The sequence below is a fragment of the Pseudomonas sp. MPB26 genome, assembly GCF_046605355.1.
Taxonomy (GTDB): Bacteria; Pseudomonadota; Gammaproteobacteria; order Pseudomonadales; family Pseudomonadaceae; genus Aquipseudomonas; species Aquipseudomonas cedrina.
The window spans coordinates 2,640,231-2,657,057 of the sequence record NZ_CP176793.1 but is presented as its reverse complement, the minus strand read 5'-3'; the positions used below and the strand labels follow the sequence as shown (position 1 = coordinate 2,657,057).

The 16,827-nt window shown below is 61.0% G+C and carries 14 protein-coding genes; 6 read left to right on the top strand and 8 right to left on the bottom strand.

The features are described from left to right. Positions 1–43 precede the first annotated feature (43 nt). Entirely contained in the window at positions 44–2,125 is a 2,082-nt protein-coding gene (locus ACLH0H_RS12280; RefSeq protein ID WP_411382404.1) for a mechanosensitive ion channel family protein, read from the bottom strand. A 158-nt stretch (positions 2,126–2,283) separates the two neighbouring features. On the opposite strand from ACLH0H_RS12280, the gene ACLH0H_RS12275 reads away from it, so the two are divergent. From ACLH0H_RS12275 to ACLH0H_RS12260, 4 genes are read left to right on the top strand one after another with little or no spacing between them, the layout of a single operon-like run. Continuing rightward, positions 2,284–3,210, top strand: a complete 927-nt coding sequence (locus ACLH0H_RS12275) for a DUF72 domain-containing protein (protein WP_411382163.1) — start codon at positions 2,284–2,286, stop codon at positions 3,208–3,210. A gap of 14 nt (positions 3,211–3,224) precedes the next feature. Further along, positions 3,225–3,983 carry an endonuclease/exonuclease/phosphatase family protein gene (locus tag ACLH0H_RS12270; RefSeq protein WP_411382403.1) on the top strand — a complete coding sequence of 253 codons (759 nt, stop codon included), beginning with the start codon at positions 3,225–3,227 and terminating at the stop codon, positions 3,981–3,983. Then, entirely contained in the window at positions 3,980–5,242 is a 1,263-nt protein-coding gene (gene clsB / locus ACLH0H_RS12265; RefSeq protein WP_411382162.1) for a cardiolipin synthase ClsB, read from the top strand. Before ACLH0H_RS12270 ends, clsB begins: the two co-directional genes overlap by 4 nt. Continuing rightward, positions 5,232–6,188: a lysylphosphatidylglycerol synthase domain-containing protein gene (locus tag ACLH0H_RS12260; protein WP_411382161.1), complete on the top strand. Its 957-nt coding sequence runs from the start codon at positions 5,232–5,234 to the stop codon at positions 6,186–6,188. The genes clsB and ACLH0H_RS12260 overlap by 11 nt, the downstream gene beginning before the upstream one ends. Positions 6,189–6,316: 128 nt before the next feature. On the opposite strand, the gene ACLH0H_RS12255 is transcribed toward ACLH0H_RS12260, so the two are convergent. The 3 genes from ACLH0H_RS12255 to ACLH0H_RS12245 form a co-directional block, all read right to left on the bottom strand. Then, complete coding sequence (locus tag ACLH0H_RS12255; RefSeq protein WP_076952611.1) at positions 6,317–7,072, bottom strand: alpha/beta hydrolase family protein; 756 nt, start codon at positions 7,070–7,072, stop codon at positions 6,317–6,319. Then, complete coding sequence (locus ACLH0H_RS12250; protein ID WP_411382160.1) at positions 7,062–8,171, bottom strand: DUF3182 family protein; 1,110 nt, start codon at positions 8,169–8,171, stop codon at positions 7,062–7,064. The genes ACLH0H_RS12255 and ACLH0H_RS12250 overlap by 11 nt, the downstream gene beginning before the upstream one ends. Before the next feature lie 171 nt (positions 8,172–8,342). Then, positions 8,343–9,302 carry a GlxA family transcriptional regulator gene (locus tag ACLH0H_RS12245; RefSeq protein WP_411382159.1) on the bottom strand — a complete coding sequence of 320 codons (960 nt, stop codon included), beginning with the start codon at positions 9,300–9,302 and terminating at the stop codon, positions 8,343–8,345. A gap of 96 nt (positions 9,303–9,398) precedes the next feature. Between ACLH0H_RS12245 and ACLH0H_RS12240 the strand changes: the two genes are divergently transcribed. Continuing rightward, entirely contained in the window at positions 9,399–9,962 is a 564-nt protein-coding gene (locus ACLH0H_RS12240; protein ID WP_411382158.1) for a cysteine hydrolase family protein, read from the top strand. Positions 9,963–9,975: 13 nt separating this feature from the next. Here ACLH0H_RS12240 and tam read toward each other — a convergent pair whose 3' ends face one another. The 4 genes from tam to ACLH0H_RS12220 form a co-directional block, all read right to left on the bottom strand. Beyond that, positions 9,976–10,737, bottom strand: a complete 762-nt coding sequence (gene tam, locus ACLH0H_RS12235) for a trans-aconitate 2-methyltransferase (RefSeq protein ID WP_411382157.1) — start codon at positions 10,735–10,737, stop codon at positions 9,976–9,978. Positions 10,738–10,890: 153 nt separating this feature from the next. Further along, positions 10,891–11,715: a hypothetical protein gene (locus ACLH0H_RS12230; RefSeq protein WP_411382156.1), complete on the bottom strand. Its 825-nt coding sequence runs from the start codon at positions 11,713–11,715 to the stop codon at positions 10,891–10,893. 114 nt (positions 11,716–11,829) lie between these two features. Next, positions 11,830–12,345, bottom strand: a complete 516-nt coding sequence (locus ACLH0H_RS12225) for a single-stranded DNA-binding protein (RefSeq protein ID WP_003232445.1) — start codon at positions 12,343–12,345, stop codon at positions 11,830–11,832. Positions 12,346–12,354: 9 nt separating this feature from the next. Further along, complete coding sequence (locus ACLH0H_RS12220) at positions 12,355–13,749, bottom strand: MFS transporter (protein ID WP_411382155.1); 1,395 nt, start codon at positions 13,747–13,749, stop codon at positions 12,355–12,357. Positions 13,750–13,927: 178 nt separating this feature from the next. Between ACLH0H_RS12220 and uvrA the strand changes: the two genes are divergently transcribed. Further along, the gene (gene uvrA, locus ACLH0H_RS12215) at positions 13,928–16,762 is read left to right on the top strand and encodes an excinuclease ABC subunit UvrA (RefSeq protein WP_411382154.1); all 2,835 of its coding nucleotides are present in this window, start codon (positions 13,928–13,930) and stop codon (positions 16,760–16,762) included. Positions 16,763–16,827 lie beyond the last annotated feature (65 nt).

Sequence of the window (16,827 nt, the reverse complement as noted above, 5' to 3'; positions counted from 1 at the left end):
GGAGCGGGCTTGCTCGCGAAGGCGTCAGCCCAGGCACCGCAGATCATTGGGTGCGTGGCTGCTCGGTAATCACCACAGCCTCATCCTGCGCCATCCGCTTGGGCAACAGCACCTGCTGTGGATAAGTCTGCGCAAAGTGCACCTCATCACAGTTATCCACAAGCTTCTTCAACCGCTGGTTAAACGCACGACTCACCGCGTATTGCCCGCCCGACACCGTACGGAACTGCGCCGTCAGCACCACACCGTTCAGGTCCATCTTGTCGACACCAAACACCTCCAGCGGGCCTTGCAGGTTGTACTTGAGGAACACATCATCACGAATCGATTGCCCGGCTTCCTGGATCAGTTCCACAGCCTTGTCCACGTCGGTGTCATAGGTGAACTGCACCGAGAAAAACGCGTAGGCAAACTGCCGTGACTGGTTAGTGACGGCCTTGATCTGCCCGAACGGCACCGAGTGCACAAAGCCCTTGCCGTCGCGCAGGCGCAGGGTGCGGATGGTCAGGCCTTCGACGGTGCCGGCGTGGCCGGAGTCGAGCACCACCCAGTCGCCGATCGACAGGGTGTCTTCGATGATGATGAACAGGCCGGTGATCACGTCCTGCACCAACTGCTGGGAGCCGAAACCGATCGCCAGGCCCACCACCCCGGCGCCGGCCAGCAGCGGGGCGACGTTGATGCCGAGGTTGGCCATGGTGGTGATCGCGCAGATCACCACCAGGATGATCTTCACCGCATTGCGCAGCAGCGGCAGGATGGTCTTGATTCGCGTGCTGGGCTGGCGGCTGGAGCGTTTGTTCACCGGCGGCTTCAGCGCTTCCTGGATCGCGGTGTCGAGCACCACCCAGAATAGCCAGGTCATCAGCAGGATCAGGCCGATGCTGCTGAGAGAATCGCTGATCGCCCGGCCAATGGAGTTGCGCTCGGCGAACTCAAACAGCGACACGCCCCAGATCCGCCCAAGCACTTCAATGAACGCAACGGCCATGACAATGCGCAGGATCGCATGCAACAGGCTGAGGAAGCGTTCCTTGTAGGCACTGCTGCGCTGGATCGCCACCTGGCTGCGCGACTTGAACAGGTGCTGCAGCACGGTGCTCAGGAACACAGTGCCGATCAGCAGGATGGTGGTGAACAACGCGCAACGCAGCGCCTTCTGGTTATCGTCACCGGCGCCGATCAGGTTGATCACCGAGACCAGCACCATCAACAGAATCGGCCAGTACCACAGCCCGGAAAACACACGCAGCGATTGCTGCAACGCCGGGTGTTTGAGGCGTTGGGCCAATGGCCGGTTACGGATCAGATGGGCCACCGGGCGGCGCAGGCGCACCACCAGCACGCCGAAGATCACCGCGGCGAACAGACCGGTGAACACGGCGATGCTACTGGTGATATTGCCGCCCAACTGGCGGGCGATCTGCGGGCTGGTCAGGGCATCGCTTAAGGCCGCGAGAAAGCCGATCAGGAACAGCGGTTTGGGGCAGTAGCTGCGAATGATCTGCACCGCCGGGCGCTTGTGGCCGACGTTGAACATGACGATCACGCAGAGCAGCATTGAGGTGGAAAAGATGCCGCTGCTGGTGGCGTAGGCAAAACACAGCGCCAGCGCGCGGCCCACGGAGGTCGGCAAAAAGTGGCTGACGTAAAGCGTCAACGGCAGGCACACCAGCGCAGGGATCGTGTAGGGCACCACATACCCGAGCACCGCCAGCAAGCGTTCGCGTTTTGCAAAGAAGGTTCGACGCCCCAGGCGCTGTACGATAAATCGCCCGAGCAAGGTCAACCCCACAAAAGCGCCAACCCACACGCCCGACAGCAGCAGGAAGTCGCCCGCCACGCTCCAGGGCGAACGCGCAGCGGTCTGGTCGACCAGGCGCCCCACTTCATCCGCCGCCCGATCCGCGCGCAGACGCCATTGATCAACAAGGCCCTGATTGAGATCCAGCTTTTGCTGCACGTCATCAATGCTGGAACTGATGGCCCCCAGCAATCCGCCTTCCACCAGCAATTCCGGCTTGGCCGGCGCATCCGGTTCTGGCGCGGTCGCGGCCGCTTGCAGGGCGCCACTGCCGCAAAACAGCAGCGCACCCAGCAATAATGCAGTCTTTGGATTCAGCAACACACCGAGCTCCCGCAAAAGGTTCTGTAAGGAACTGACGGGTTTGATGCCTGATCGTTCCCGAGAAAGTGCCGTCTGTAGGAAGCGCGAAACTTTCAGACGCCTACCGCAGTCATCCAAAAACGGAGGTCAACCGACCCTTTTTGACGGGAGCATTCATGGCGGCGATTCACATCGGCATTTCCGGCTGGCGCTACACGCCCTGGCGCGGGGACTTCTACCCCGAAGGGCTGACCCAGAAACGCGAGCTGCAGTTTGCGTCACGCGCCGTCAACAGCATCGAGATCAATGGCTCGTTCTATGCGCTGCAAACCCCCAAGCGTTACGCCGAGTGGTATGCCGACACGCCCGAAGGCTTCGTGTTCAGCGTCAAGGCGCCGCGCTTTATTACCCATATCCTGCGGTTAAGGGACGTGCATGCGCCGATGGCCAACTTTTTTGCCTCCGGGGTACTGGAGCTGAAGGAAAAGCTCGGCCCGATCCTTTGGCAGTTCCCGCCCAGCTTCAAGTTCGACCCGCCGCTGTTCGAAGCCTTTCTGCAGGAACTGCCCACCGACACCCAACAGGCGGCCGCCCTCGCCCGTCAGCATGAACCGCGCCTGAACGGCAAGGCGAGCATGCAAGCCCATGGCAAGCGCGCGCTGCGCCACGCGGTGGAGATCCGCCACAAAAGTTTTGCCGTTCCGGAGTTTGTGCAGATGCTGGACAAGTATGGGGTGGCGCTCGTGGTAGCGGACACCGCCAGCAAATGGCCTTACCTGGAAGATGTCACCGCCAACTTCATGTACCTGCGCCTGCACGGCGACAAGGAGCTGTACGCCAGTGGCTACAGCGACGAAGCCCTCAAGCGCTGGGGTGATCGCATCGAGCGTTGGAGCCAGGGCAAGCAACCTGCCGACGCCAAGCTGGCCGACCCGCACCACAAGCCCCGCGCCCGCAAACAGCGGGACGTGTTCTGCTTTTTCGACAATGACATCAAGGTGCGTGCGCCCTTTGATGCACGCCAATTGCTGCAGCGTTTCGGGCTGGATAAACACCTCGCCACCGAGCCCGGAAAACTGCCTGCGCCGGGGGTATTGCCGTGACCCATCCGGAATTGATGCCCACCCCGCCCACCACCGCCATCAAGCGCTTCACGGTGCTGACGGTGAATATCCATAAAGGCTTCACCGCACTGAACCGACGTTTCATCCTGCCTGAGTTACGCGAAGCGGTGCGCAGCGTGGGCGCCGATATCGTGTTCCTGCAGGAAATCCACGGTACCCACGAACGCCATCCGCAGCGCTACAGCGACTGGCCGAAAATGCCGCAGTACGAGTTCCTCGCTGACAGTATCTGGCCGCAATTCGCCTATGGGCGCAATGCCGTCTACCCCCACGGCGACCACGGCAATGCGTTGATGTCGAAATTCCAGATTGTGAGCTACGACAACCTCGACATTTCCCAAAGCGGCCACGAAAACCGTGGCCTGCTGCATTGCGTGCTGCGCCTGCCGAGCACCGGCCAGGAAGTGCACGCGATCTGCATGCACCTGGGCTTGCGCGAGGTGCATCGCCAGCAACAACTGCGCCTGCTGGAGCAACGTATCAGCGAGATCCCGGCCGATGCGCCACTGGTGGTGGCTGGCGATTTCAACGACTGGCGCCAGCGCGCCGACCTGAGCCAGAGCGGCCTGAGGGAAGTGTTTTTCGAAGCCGACGGCAAACTCGCGCGCACCTTTCCGGCGCGCTTGCCATTGCTGGCGCTGGATCGCATTTACGTACGCAATCTGACCGCGCATAACCCCAGGGTGCTGAACACGCGCCCCTGGTCCCATTTATCCGATCATGTGCCGCTGTCGGTGGAGGTCGAGTTATGAACGTCGCGGTAGAACACATTTCCACCGACCAGCCGCCGGATGAAACCAAGGCCCGTGACTTGGATTACGGCTGGCAGAGCGGCAACCAGATCGAGTTGCTGGAGAACGGCGAGGCGTACTTTCCCAGGGTGTTCGAGGCCATGCGTCAGGCCCAGCGCGAGATCCTGCTGGAGACCTTCATCCTTTTCGAAGACAAGGTTGGCTATGAGCTGCAAGGCATCTTGATCGAGGCCGCGCAGCGCGGCGTGAAGGTGGTGGCGAGCCTTGACGGTTTTGGCTGCGGCGAGCTGAGCCCGTCGTTCCTGCGTGAGTTGGCCGAGGCTGGCGTGATGGTGCAGATGTTTGACCCTGCGTCCAAGACCCTGGGCATCCGCACCAACTGGTTTCGTCGCCTGCACCGCAAGATCGTGGTGGTGGACGCCAGCGTGGGGTTTATCGGCGGGATCAATTTTTCCGCCGATCACCTGGGCGATTTTGGCCCCGAAGCCAAGCAGGATTACGCCGTGCAAGTGACAGGGCCGGTGGTGGCCGACCTGCATCATTTCGCCTTGGCACAAAGCGGGCGCCAGGTGCGCACGCGACGCGGCTGGCGGCGGCGCCAGCAACGGCCTACGGCTTGGTCGAACGAGCAAGGCGACGGTCTGGTTCGCCTGATCTATCGCGACAACCTGCAGCATCGCGACGACATCGAAGAGGCGTATATCCACGCATTGAGCAAGGCGCAAAAACGCGCGGTGATCGCCAATGCCTACTTCTTCCCCGGCTATCGCCTGCTGCGCGAGATTCGCAACGCCGCGCGCCGTGGCGTGCACGTGCAACTGATCATGCAGGGCCAGCCCGACGTGCTGCTGGCCAAACTGGCGGCACGCATGCTCTACGACTATTTGCTCAAGGATGGCGTGGTGATTCATGAATATTGCCAACGCCCGCTGCACGGCAAAGTGGCGCTGGTGGATGACGACTGGAGCACCGTGGGCTCGAGCAATCTGGACCCACTGAGCCTGGCGCTGAACCTGGAAGCTAACGTGTTGATTCGTGACCGAGGCTTCAATCAACAGCTTTATGACAGCCTGGAAGCCCTGGCCAGGAATCATTGCCAGACCATGCCGGAAAAGCGCAAGCCACGCCTGTGGCTGTGGCGTCTGACCGTGGGTTTTCTGGTGTTCCATGTGATGCGCCACTTCCCCGCGCTGACCGGCTGGCTGCCTGCGCACAAGCCACGATTGAAACCCTTTGAGGCCCAGCCCCATGACGTCTGAAACCAAAGGCTCGCGGTTCCAGCGCTGGAAGAAACCGCTGACTGTCGTCTTCTTCCTGCTGCTGATCGTACTGTTCACGATGCTCGCGCGGCGCATCGATTGGAGCGAAGTGCTGCAGACCCTGGGCGAATTCAAGGTGCGCACCCTTCTGATCGCGGGCGCACTGACGCTGTGCAGCTTTCTGGTGTACGCCAGCTTCGACTTGATCGGCCGTGCCTACATTCGCCAGAACCTGAGGTGGAAGCAGATCCTGCCGGTGGGGATCATCAGCTATGCGTTCAACCTCAACCTGAGTGCGTGGGTCGGCGGTATCGCCATGCGCTATCGGCTGTATTCTCGGCTGGGGGTGAGCACCGGCAATATCGCCAAGATCCTCGGCCTGAGCCTGGCCACCAATTGGTTCGGCTACATGGCCATCTCGGGGGTGATTTTCAGCAGCGGCCTGGTCACCATGCCGCCGGGCTGGAAGGTCAGCACCACGGCCTTGCAAGGCATCGGCGCGTTGCTGGTGCTGGCCAGCCTGGGTTACTTGGCGGCGTGCCAGTTTTCTAAAAAGCGTGCGTGGACCATTCGCGGCATGGAAATCAACCTGCCGTCGTTGCGCATGGCGTGTCTGCAGTTGATGCTGGGCGCGTTGAACTGGTCGCTGATGGCGGCGGTGATTTTCACTCTGCTGCCGTCCAAACTGGACTACCCACTGGTGCTGGGGGTGTTGCTGATCAGCGCGATTGCCGGAGTGCTCACACATATCCCGGCCGGGCTCGGCGTGCTGGAGGCGGTGTTTATTGCGTTGTTGCAGCATGAGGCGTCACGGGGCAGTTTGCTCGCCGGGTTGATCGCGTACCGGGCGATCTACTTTATTTTGCCGCTGCTGATTGCGCTGGTGATGTACCTAGGGGTGGAGGCGAAGGCCAAGGCGTTGCGGGTGAAAAAAACACCGGCTTGAGGCTGTAGGGGCTGGTCGATCGCCTTCGCGAGCAAGCCCGCTCCCACATTTAACCGTGTACATCCTTTGGAACGCGGTCGAATGTGGGAGCGGGCTTGCTCGCGAAAGCGGTCTAACAGAGCACCGAATTATCTGGACTGGATGATGCTCAACCGCTCCCCCACCACCATCTCGGTAATCCAGTCCACCAGGATCGAGGTGTAGGCCTGCTGGGACACCGGATCGCTGAGAGAGTGGTCGGCGCCGTCAATGATGCGATGGGTCAGCGAGTGCGTCTGCTGGCACGCCGCGCGGTAACTCATGATGGTGGCGTGGGGCACGTGATCGTCCGTCTCCGACTCCACGATCAGCACATCGCCGGTAAATGCCGAACAGGCGTGCAAGGCGCGATTGGTTTCGGCATGCACCAGGGTGCTGCGGTAATCCATCAGGTCCATCTTGTCCAGGTCGCGCTTGGGCTTGAGCCATTCTTCATCGCGGTACAACGCCGGCACGCGCAGCGCCAGCCAGCGCACCGGGCGCAATGAGGTGAGGATCGCCGCCAGGTAGCCGCCGTAACTGGTGCCCACCACCGCCACCGCCGAGGTGTCGATGGCCGGGTGCGCCAGTAAGCGGTCGTAGGCCGCCAGCAGGTCGCGCAGGTTGTCTTCACGGGTGACGCGGGATAACGGAATACCGGCACCCGCGTGGCCGCGCAGGTCGAAGGTCAGGCACACGCAGCCCAACCCGGCGATGCCTTTGGCTCGCTCCAGATCGCGCTCCTGGCTGCCGCCCCAGCCATGCACGAACAACACACCCGGCACTTTGGATTTGGGGCTCAGGAACGTGCCGCTCATCTGTTCGTCGTCGATGTCGATCGCAATGCTTTCGCTTCTAGCCGTCATAAGATTCAACCGTCACGTACTTGAGAAGAAAGTCGCTGTTTTCCGCCGGGCCGCGGTACACCTCAATGGCGTTGGCCGGCAGCGCCTGGTCTTGGTAGGTTTCCACCGAAGCGACCCGAATGGCCTTGAGGCCAGGGTCGTTGACAAAGCTCTGCAGCGCCGCGACCTCTGCGCTGCTGGCCCCGCCCATGCGCCAGGATTGTTCGAGCACGCCGCTGCGACGTTGCCCATCGCTGTCCAGGCCTTGGGCGATGTCGTAGTTGCGCCGCGACGCATAGAAACCGGGGTAGGCTTCATCAGCGGCGCTGTCGAATACCTGGGCTTGTCCGATGGCTTCGCGCACATCGTCGGGCAGTTCGAGCTTCAACAGATCAGCGTAGCCGCCAGGCACGACCAACAGGCTGGAACCGCCATAGACCTCAGCGCCCTGCCCGTCTTCAGTCAGGTATTGCTCGCCGCAGTAGCTGAACACATGGGCGCCGATAAAGCTCTGGCCGACACTGTGTGTGACGACATCCTTCAGGTCTTGTTCCAGCACCACGCCTTCGTTGAAGAGTGTGGCGGCATCGGGCCGAGCCAGCACGGCATCGAGTTCGTCGAGGCTGCGGATAATTTCCTGGCCGCGGCCCGCGCAGGCATGCACCGGCTTCAGGCGGATAGGCCCGCTGTAAAGCAAACGTGTGGCGGCGGCTCGTGCGTCCTCCAGGGCGAAAACGCTCAAGCCATCCAGTACGACGTCTCGCACCCGCTCGCAGAACAATGCCGACCAGCCCTCGGGCGCTTTGGCCTGCGGGCCGATCACGCCATGGGTGATGGCTTTGGTGCAGATGAAGTCGTGGTCAACGTAGCCACCCCACAGATCCTCTGGCCCTCGAACATTGAACGCCCGCGCCTGGTCCGGGCCGACCAGGGTCTGCGTGGGCAGCAGGTACAACGCTCGTCCCGCGTGCAGTTCGGGGTCGTAGCTGCCGCCGAATTTGAGCCCCAGTATCTGCGCCAGCCAGCGCGCCAAGGCTCGGTTGGTTTCGATCTCATGCGTTGGCGCGCCGACTCGCGTGGAGTGGGCGACTACCAGCTTCGTGCGCTGAGTCGGGGTCATGCATCCTCCTTGGCCATCCCGCAGTGGTGAGGCAAGAGGGTTGCAGGGATCAGGCCAAGGCCTATTCAGCACGGAGGGTTTTACAAATCAGCCGGTTGACGAAGAAGGGATGGCAGTTGGCCTGTTTTATTCTGCACGACGCCGCGTTGACGTTGCGGCGTTCTGCACGATTCAAACTCCAAATCGGCGGCGATAGTCACTTGGCGCCAAGCCGGTAATTCTCTTGAAGAGGGTGCGAAACGCGCTGGGGTCCTGATAACCCACGGTCCAGGCAATATGGTCGATAGTGCCATTGGTAAACTCCAGCATCTGCCGCGCTTTGCCCACTCGCAGGTGTTGGCAATATTCGGTGGGTTTCAAGCCCGTGGCATTGCGAAACCGCCGCAGGAAGGTGCGCTCTTCCAGGCCCGCTTCCTGCGCCATCGCCGCCAGGGAAACATCCACCGCACCGCTCGCCTGCAACCCGTGCTGGACCTTGAGGATCGCAGCGTCACCGTGGCCGAGGATCGGCGCGAAATTGCTGCCGCATTGGCTAGCGCTGTCACTGTGTTCAATCACCAGGAAGCGTGCGGTATCGGCCGCGAGGCTTGGACCCATCAGGCGGTCGACCAGGCGCAGGCCAAGTTCGGACCAGGCCATCAAGCCAGCGGTGGTGATCAGGTCGCCGTCATCTACGATGGGCTTGTCCGCCTCCAGGCGTACGGCCGGGTAACGGGCGGCGAAGGATTCGGCGGAAGACCAATGCGTGGTGGCGCTGCGCCCGTCGAGCAATCCGCTACGCGCCAGCATGACCGACCCGATGCACACGCCGCCGAGCACGGTGCCTGCAGCGTGTTGCTGGCGAAGCCACTGCAGCAACGCAGGGGGTGCTTGCTCTTCGGTGAACTCACCCATTGACGGCGGCACCAGAACGGCCATCATCGGTTGAGCCGGGCCGGGATGGCTGCTGAATACCCGCACCGGCTGGCCGGTCGCGTCCACCTGCCAATGGCTGACGCGCAGCAACGGCAGTTGTGCCGATTGATGCTCGGCGGCAATGCGGTTAGCCACGCCGAACAAATCAGTCAAACCATGCACGGCGGCCAATTGCGCGCCCTGGTAGATCAATACGCCCAGCTCAACTACGGCCATTGTCAGTTTTCCCTCTGTTATTGTCGGTGCAGCCAATCCCGGAGTCAGGCGCCAGCTAACATACTGGGCCCATCACCCCATCACGAGGCAACACACATGGCCAAGCAAGCGCTCATCCTAATCGATATCCAGAACGACTACTTCCCCCAGGGCAAGTGGCCACTCGACGGTGTGGAGGCCGCGGCAGACAAGGCCGCGCACGTGTTGCAAGCGTTTCGCCAGGCGGGCCACGCGGTGATTCACGTGCGTCACGAGTTCACTTCCGAGGACGCGCCGTTCTTCACGCCGGGCTCCGAGGGTGCGCACCTGCATGCCAAAGTGCTGAACGAAGCCAATGAACCGGTGGTGCTCAAACATTTCGTGAATGCGTTTCGTGAGACCAACCTGCGTGCGGTGCTGGAACAACGCAGCATCACGGAACTGGTCGTGGTCGGCAGCATGAGCCATATGTGCATTGATGCCGTGGCGCGAGCGGCGGCGGACCTGGGTTACACGGTGACGGTGATTCATGACGCGTGCGCGACGCGCGATCAGGAATTTAATGGGCAGGTGATTCCAGCGGCGCAGGTGCACGGGGCTTACATGGCGTCGCTGGCGTTTGGTTACGCAAGCGTGGTCTCGGCAGATGAATACCTGAAGGCGCAAGCGGCAGCCGCTTGACCCCACTCGAGTATCAACGTGCAGCGATGATGAACAAGCGCGGAAAGGGCAGCAACACGGTGCCATCGTCCAGGGCGGGATAAGCCTGGGTAATACGCGCTTGATATTCACGTAGGAAGGCGGTCTTTTCAGCCTCACTCAACGGAGCCAGAAAGGGCCGCAGCGCCGAAGCCTTGAACCATTCCACCACGGCGGCGTGATCCGCCAGCGGGTGCAGATAAGTGGTGCGCCACACATCGACGGTGCCGCAGTGTTTAGCCAGCAGCTCGTAGTAGTAGCTCGGCGTGTGGCGCTCATTGTGTTTGACCGCGCCGATTTTGGAAGACCATGGCCCATCAGCCGCCACTTCGCGGGCAAGCCGGTGAGCGGGTTCATCGAGGTTGTCAGGCGTCTGCACCGCCAGTGTGCCACCGGGGGTCAACTGATGGACCAGGTGCGGGTAAAGCGTGGCGTGATCCGGCAGCCATTGCAGGGACGCATTGGCCAGGATCACATCGAAGGTTTGCGCAGGGTTCCAGGCACCGATATCCGCCAGCTCGAAGCTGAGCGCCGGCAGGCGTTTGCGCGCGTCGGCCAGCATATCGTCGGAACTGTCCAGGCCAGTGACGTGGGCGTGCGGAAAGCGTTCGGCCAATACCTCAGTGGAATTGCCGGGGCCGCAACCCAGGTCGACGGCGTTACGCACCTCGGTGTTTGGAATGGCCGCGACCAGGTCACGGACAGGACGGGTGCGCTGCTGTTCGAACAGGATGTATTGCTGGGCTGACCAGGTCATCACGGCGCTCCTTCTTTTTGAGGTGGGCTACAGCCTAATTTTTGTTAGCCATGAGAGCAAATGCCAGGACTCGGCGGGACTTGGCGGTGCTGCGCCGGTTCGAGGATGGCGGCGGCAGCCATGCAGGACGGCTGTTGCGCAGCGTACACAGCGTTATTTCATTCGCGTCAGAACACTCATGTACGGGTCGCCATTGAGGACGAAGTCCTCGCGCAGGCTACCGCCGGGCATCGGTTCAAGACTGGTCGGGGTTTGTAGCTTGTGCCTGGGATGGGGAAATGACGCTTCATTGTCCGAGTAGGTATAACGTTGAAAGTGCAGCACATTGCCCACCCAGTGGACGTTGTTATAGAGGTAATGCCAGTTTTTGTCACTGGGCATACTCAGGTAAAAACCCCCGTGTACATCCCGGGCGATCTTGACCGTCACTACGTTGTCAGAACCCCATGTACCGATGTAGCGATCCATGTCCGGATGGTCGGGAATGCTCGGGGCCGCCACGAAATCACTGTCTTTATAGGGGGTGTTGCGGGCCCGCTCCGCCTTTAGGTCAGGGTAGCGATCACACACCGAATCGACCTTGTCGACTTTTTCGTAGTCGTATCTGACCTGCATTCCCCCGCTCCAACTGGTGAATTGCATGAACTCGGGTGAAAAAGACAAGACTTTCAGCTCGACGGTGCTGCTCGGCAATATCATATTGATTACTTGGCCATCATCGGCGACGGAATAGCTCAGCACGTCCGTGGGTTCCTGGATGGATTTCACGCAGTTGAACGAGTGCAGCAACAATTGGCCGTCGGGTCTGAATTCAGCCACATTCGTTTGACCTTCGTTCAAAGCCCGCATGGCCCAGAGCCCAACAATCAGGGTTTTGTCATCGGCCAGGGAAACCGGAGGCTTAGTGTCGGCCTGCCGCGCAGTGCAACCGCTGATCAAAATGGCGCTCAATACGCATAAGAAAACCTTGCTAGACATGATGTTCATCCCTGTTTGTGTCAGTCGCGTGCTCTTGCGAGGTCAATAAAAAGCCCCTGGAGCGTGGCTCAGGGGCTTTCAGGTGACGCTCTACAACCCAGATTCGAAATTATCCTAGAACGGAATATCGTCATCAAAGCTGTCGAAATCCGGAGCCGGCTGCGGAGCGGCCTGTTGTGGCGCTGGACGCGACTCACGCTGTGGCTGCTGGCTTGGCTGCGGACGCGACTGCTGCGGGCGCGGTGCCGAGTTGGACATGCCGCCCTGGCCTTGTTGGTCGCCCTGTGGACGGCCGCCCAGCAACTGCATGGTACCTTGCATGTCGACCACGATTTCAGTGGTGTAACGCTTGATGCCGTCTTTTTCCCACTCGCGGGTTTGCAGCTTGCCTTCGATGTACACCTGCGAACCCTTGCGCAGGTACTCACCGGCGATCTCCGCAACCTTGCCGAACATCGACACACGGTGCCATTCGGTCTTCTCGACTTTCTGGCCAGTCTGTTTGTCGGTCCATTGCTCGCTGGTCGCCAGACTCAGGTTGGTCACGGCGTTACCGTTAGGCAAGTAGCGAACTTCGGGATCCTGGCCGCACGTACCGACCAATATGACTTTGTTAACCCCACGGGCCATAACGTTCTCCTAAGCTGGGCGCGCTGTCGGCACTGGGTTGACCAGTTGCTCGAGCGTCGCGCGATCCAATAATTCGGTGTCTAGTTTGATGTAGATGGCGGCTTCTTCAGCGACAACCACGGCATCGGTAACCCCGGTAACGGCCTTCAGGCGCTCGGCCAGGCCAGCTTCGCGCATCGCGTCGGGCGATAACGGCAAGCGCAGACTCGTCACATAGGGAGGTTCGCGCATGGTAACAGCAAAGGCCAGCCAAAGTGCAGCCAGCCCGGCGCATCCCAGGAAAACAACCGACAAACCGCCATGCTGGAACATCCAGCCACCCATGATGCCGCCCAGCGCAGAGCCCAGGAACTGGCTGGTGGAATACACCCCCATCGCCGTGCCCTTGCCGCCGGCCGGTGAAACTTTACTGATCAGCGAAGGCAATGAAGCCTCCAGCAGGTTGAACGCGGTGAAAAACACCACCGTGCCGGTTACCAGCGCCCGCAGGCTGTCGCCGAACTGCCAGAAGAATAGCTCAGTGAGCATCAGCGTCGCGACGGCGCCGAGCAAAACTCGTTTCATTTTGCGTTTTTTCTCGCCATAGATGATGAACGGGATCATGGCGAAGAATGAAATCAGCAACGCGGTCAGGTACACCCACCAGTGCTGTTCCTTGGGCAGCCCGGCTTTTTCCACCAGCGCCAGTGGCAAGGCGACGAAGCTGCACATCAGCATTGCGTGCAACACGAAGATACCTAAATCCAGGCGCAGCAGATCGGGGTGCTTGAGCGTCGGCAAGAGCGCCTGGCGCGCGACGCCCGACTCGCGATGCTGCAACGTGCCGGTGGAGCGCGGCACCATGAAGGCCACTATCACGATGCCGAACAACGCCATGCCGCCGGTTGCCAGGAACAGCCCGTGCAGGCCGAACGCGCGGGTCAGCAAGGGGCCGACCACCATGGCCACGGCAAACGACAGACCGATGGTCATGCCAATCATGGCCATGGCCTTGGTGCGATGCTGTTCGCGGGTCAGGTCGGAAAGCAACGCCATGACCGCGGCGGAAATCGCACCGGCGCCTTGCAGAATGCGCCCGGCAATCACGCCCCAAATGGAATCGGATTGAGCCGCGAGCAAACTGCCCAGGGCGAAGACAATCAACCCGAGGTAGATCACCGGGCGGCGGCCGATGCGGTCGGAAATGATCCCGAACGGAATCTGGAAAATCGCCTGGGTCAGACCATAGGCGCCAATCGCCAGGCCGATCAATGCGGGGGTCGCGCCTGCGAGATCCATTCCATAGGTCGCCAGCACCGGTAACACCATGAACATGCCAAGCATACGGAAGGCAAACACCAGGGCCAGACCGCTTGCCGCTCGGGTCTCGCCGCTACTCATGCGTTCGCTGTGGGGATCGTGCATGGAAAAACCTCGTGTGAACCGGCGGCGATTCTACCAGTCCCATCGATTGAGAGGGTATATGCGGCGCTTTGCCGCGCAGCTTTCATCCAAGGCTGCAAGCGGCCTTTTGACAGTGTATATTCATCCAGTCTTTAGCCGTATACTCCGGCATTATTTAAGCCCGCCGTGCGAGGCCATCTTGGACAAGATCCTGATTCGTGGGGCTAGAACCCACAACCTGAAGAACATCGACCTGACCCTGCCCCGGGACAAACTGATCGTCATCACCGGCCTGTCCGGGTCTGGCAAGTCATCGCTGGCGTTCGACACGCTGTATGCCGAAGGCCAGCGTCGCTATGTGGAATCCCTGTCGGCCTACGCCCGCCAGTTCCTGTCGATGATGGAAAAACCCGACGTCGACACCATTGAAGGACTGTCGCCGGCGATCTCCATCGAACAGAAGTCGACCTCCCACAACCCGCGCTCCACCGTGGGCACCATTACCGAAATCTACGACTACCTGCGCCTGCTGTATGCACGGGTGGGTATTCCGCGTTGCCCGGACCACGATATTCCCCTGGAAGCCCAGACCGTCAGCCAGATGGTCGACTTGGTGCTGGCCCAGCCGGAAGGCGCCAAGCTGATGCTGCTGGCGCCGGTGATTCGTGAGCGCAAGGGTGAACACCTTTCCGTCTTCGAGGAGCTGCGTGCCCAAGGTTTTGTGCGCGCGCGGATCAACGGCAAACTCTATGAGCTGGACGAAGCACCCAAGCTCGACAAGCAGAAGAAGCACTCGATCGATGTGGTGGTCGACCGCTTCAAGGTGCGCGCCGACCTGCAGCAGCGCCTGGCCGAATCGTTCGAAACCGCGCTGAAGCTGGCCGATGGCATCGCCCTGGTGGCGCCGATGGATGACGAGCCGGGCGAAGAGATCATCTTTTCCGCGCGTTTTGCCTGCCCGATCTGCGGCCATGCCATCAGCGAGCTGGAACCCAAGCTGTTTTCCTTCAACAATCCGGCCGGCGCCTGTCCGACCTGTGACGGCCTGGGGGTGAAGCAGTTTTTTGACATCAAGCGCCTGGTCAACGGCGACCTGACGCTGGCGGAAGGGGCGATTCGTGGCTGGGACAGGCGCAACGTCTACTACTTCCAGATGCTGGGGTCGCTGGCGTCGCATTATAAGTTCAGCCTCGAAGTGCCGTTCAACCAACTGCCAGCAGACCAGCAGAAGGTCATTCTCAACGGCAGCGGTTCGCAGAACGTCGACTTCAAGTACCTGAACGACCGTGGCGATATCGTCAAGCGCTCCCACCCGTTCGAAGGCATCGTGCCGAACCTTGAGCGCCGCTACCGCGAGACCGAATCGGCCAGCGTGCGTGAAGAGCTCGCGAAATTCCTCAGCACCCAGCCTTGCCCGGATTGCCGCGGCACGCGCCTGCGTCGCGAGGCGCGGCATGTGTGGGTGGGCGAAAAGACATTGCCTGCGGTCACCAACCTGCCGATCGGCGACGCCTGCGAGTACTTTGGTGTGCTCAAGCTGACCGGCCGCCGCGGCGAAATTGCCGACAAGATCCTCAAGGAAATTCGCGAGCGACTGCAGTTCCTGGTCAACGTCGGCCTGGATTACCTGTCGCTGGATCGCAGTGCCGACACGTTGTCGGGCGGTGAGGCCCAGCGGATTCGCCTGGCCAGCCAGATCGGTGCCGGCCTTGTGGGTGTGTTGTATATCCTCGATGAGCCGTCGATTGGCTTGCATCAACGGGACAACGATCGCTTGCTGGGTACGTTGAAACACCTGCGCGATATCGGCAACACGGTGATCGTGGTCGAGCACGATGAAGACGCAATTCGCCTGGCGGATTACGTAGTCGACATCGGCCCGGGCGCGGGCGTGCATGGCGGACATATTGTCGCCCAGGGCACGCCTGCCGAAGTCATGGCGCATCCGGACTCGCTGACCGGCAAGTACCTGTCGGGCCGTGTGAAAATTGCGGTGCCGGCCAAGCGCACGCCGCGTAACAAGAAGATGGCGCTGCACCTCAAGGGCGCGCGTGGTAACAACCTGCGCAATGTCGACCTGGAGATTCCGCTGGGCCTGCTGACCTGTGTGACCGGTGTTTCCGGCTCGGGCAAATCGACGCTGATCAACAACACGTTGTTCCCCTTGAGTGCCACCGCCTTGAACGGCGCGACCACCCTTGAGGCGGCGCCCCACGACAGCATCAAAGGCCTGGAACTGCTCGATAAAGTCGTTGATATCGACCAGAGCCCAATCGGCCGTACGCCGCGTTCCAACCCGGCGACCTACACCGGGTTGTTCACACCCATCCGTGAACTGTTTGCGGGTGTTCCGGAATCCCGCTCGCGGGGTTACGGGCCAGGCCGTTTCTCGTTCAACGTCAAGGGCGGGCGCTGCGAAGCGTGCCAGGGCGATGGCTTGATCAAGGTGGAGATGCACTTTCTGCCGGATATCTACGTGCCATGCGATGTGTGCAAGAGCAAACGCTATAACCGCGAGACCCTGGAGATCAAATACAAGGGCAAGAATATCCACGAAACCTTGGAGATGACCATTGAGGAAGCGCGGGTGTTCTTCGACGCGGTTCCAGCATTGGCGCGCAAGCTGCAGACATTAATGGATGTAGGCTTGTCGTATATCAAACTGGGCCAGTCGGCGACCACGCTGTCCGGTGGTGAGGCGCAGCGGGTGAAGCTGTCCCGCGAGCTGTCCAAGCGCGATACCGGCAAGACCTTGTATATCCTCGATGAGCCGACCACCGGCCTGCACTTCGCGGATATCCAGCAACTGCTGGACGTTCTGCACCGCCTGCGTGACCACGGCAATACCGTGGTGGTCATCGAGCACAACCTGGATGTGATCAAGACCGCCGACTGGCTGGTGGACCTTGGGCCGGAAGGCGGTTCCAAGGGTGGCCAGATCATTGCGGTGGGCACACCGGAGCAGGTTTCCGAAATGCCGCAGTCACACACCGGCTACTATTTGAAGCCGCTGCTGGAGCGCGACCGGGCCTGACTTTTCCGGGCCCAATGAAAAGCCCCTGTCACTTTGCAGTGACAGGGGCTTTTTTGTCGCCGGGG

Coding starts and splice junctions, on each gene's coding strand:
- ACLH0H_RS12230 (WP_411382156.1), bottom strand. CDS start 11,715: ATGTCTAGCAAGGTTTTCTTATGCGTATTGAGCGCCATTTTGATCAGC.
- ACLH0H_RS12240 (WP_411382158.1), top strand. CDS start 9,399: ATGGCCAAGCAAGCGCTCATCCTAATCGATATCCAGAACGACTACTTC.
- tam (WP_411382157.1), bottom strand. CDS start 10,737: ATGACCTGGTCAGCCCAGCAATACATCCTGTTCGAACAGCAGCGCACC.
- ACLH0H_RS12275 (WP_411382163.1), top strand. CDS start 2,284: ATGGCGGCGATTCACATCGGCATTTCCGGCTGGCGCTACACGCCCTGG.
- clsB (WP_411382162.1), top strand. CDS start 3,980: ATGAACGTCGCGGTAGAACACATTTCCACCGACCAGCCGCCGGATGAA.
- ACLH0H_RS12220 (WP_411382155.1), bottom strand. CDS start 13,749: ATGCACGATCCCCACAGCGAACGCATGAGTAGCGGCGAGACCCGAGCG.
- ACLH0H_RS12270 (WP_411382403.1), top strand. CDS start 3,225: ATGCCCACCCCGCCCACCACCGCCATCAAGCGCTTCACGGTGCTGACG.
- ACLH0H_RS12250 (WP_411382160.1), bottom strand. CDS start 8,171: ATGACCCCGACTCAGCGCACGAAGCTGGTAGTCGCCCACTCCACGCGA.
- ACLH0H_RS12225 (WP_003232445.1), bottom strand. CDS start 12,345: ATGGCCCGTGGGGTTAACAAAGTCATATTGGTCGGTACGTGCGGCCAG.
- ACLH0H_RS12260 (WP_411382161.1), top strand. CDS start 5,232: ATGACGTCTGAAACCAAAGGCTCGCGGTTCCAGCGCTGGAAGAAACCG.
- ACLH0H_RS12245 (WP_411382159.1), bottom strand. CDS start 9,302: ATGGCCGTAGTTGAGCTGGGCGTATTGATCTACCAGGGCGCGCAATTG.
- ACLH0H_RS12255 (WP_076952611.1), bottom strand. CDS start 7,072: ATGACGGCTAGAAGCGAAAGCATTGCGATCGACATCGACGACGAACAG.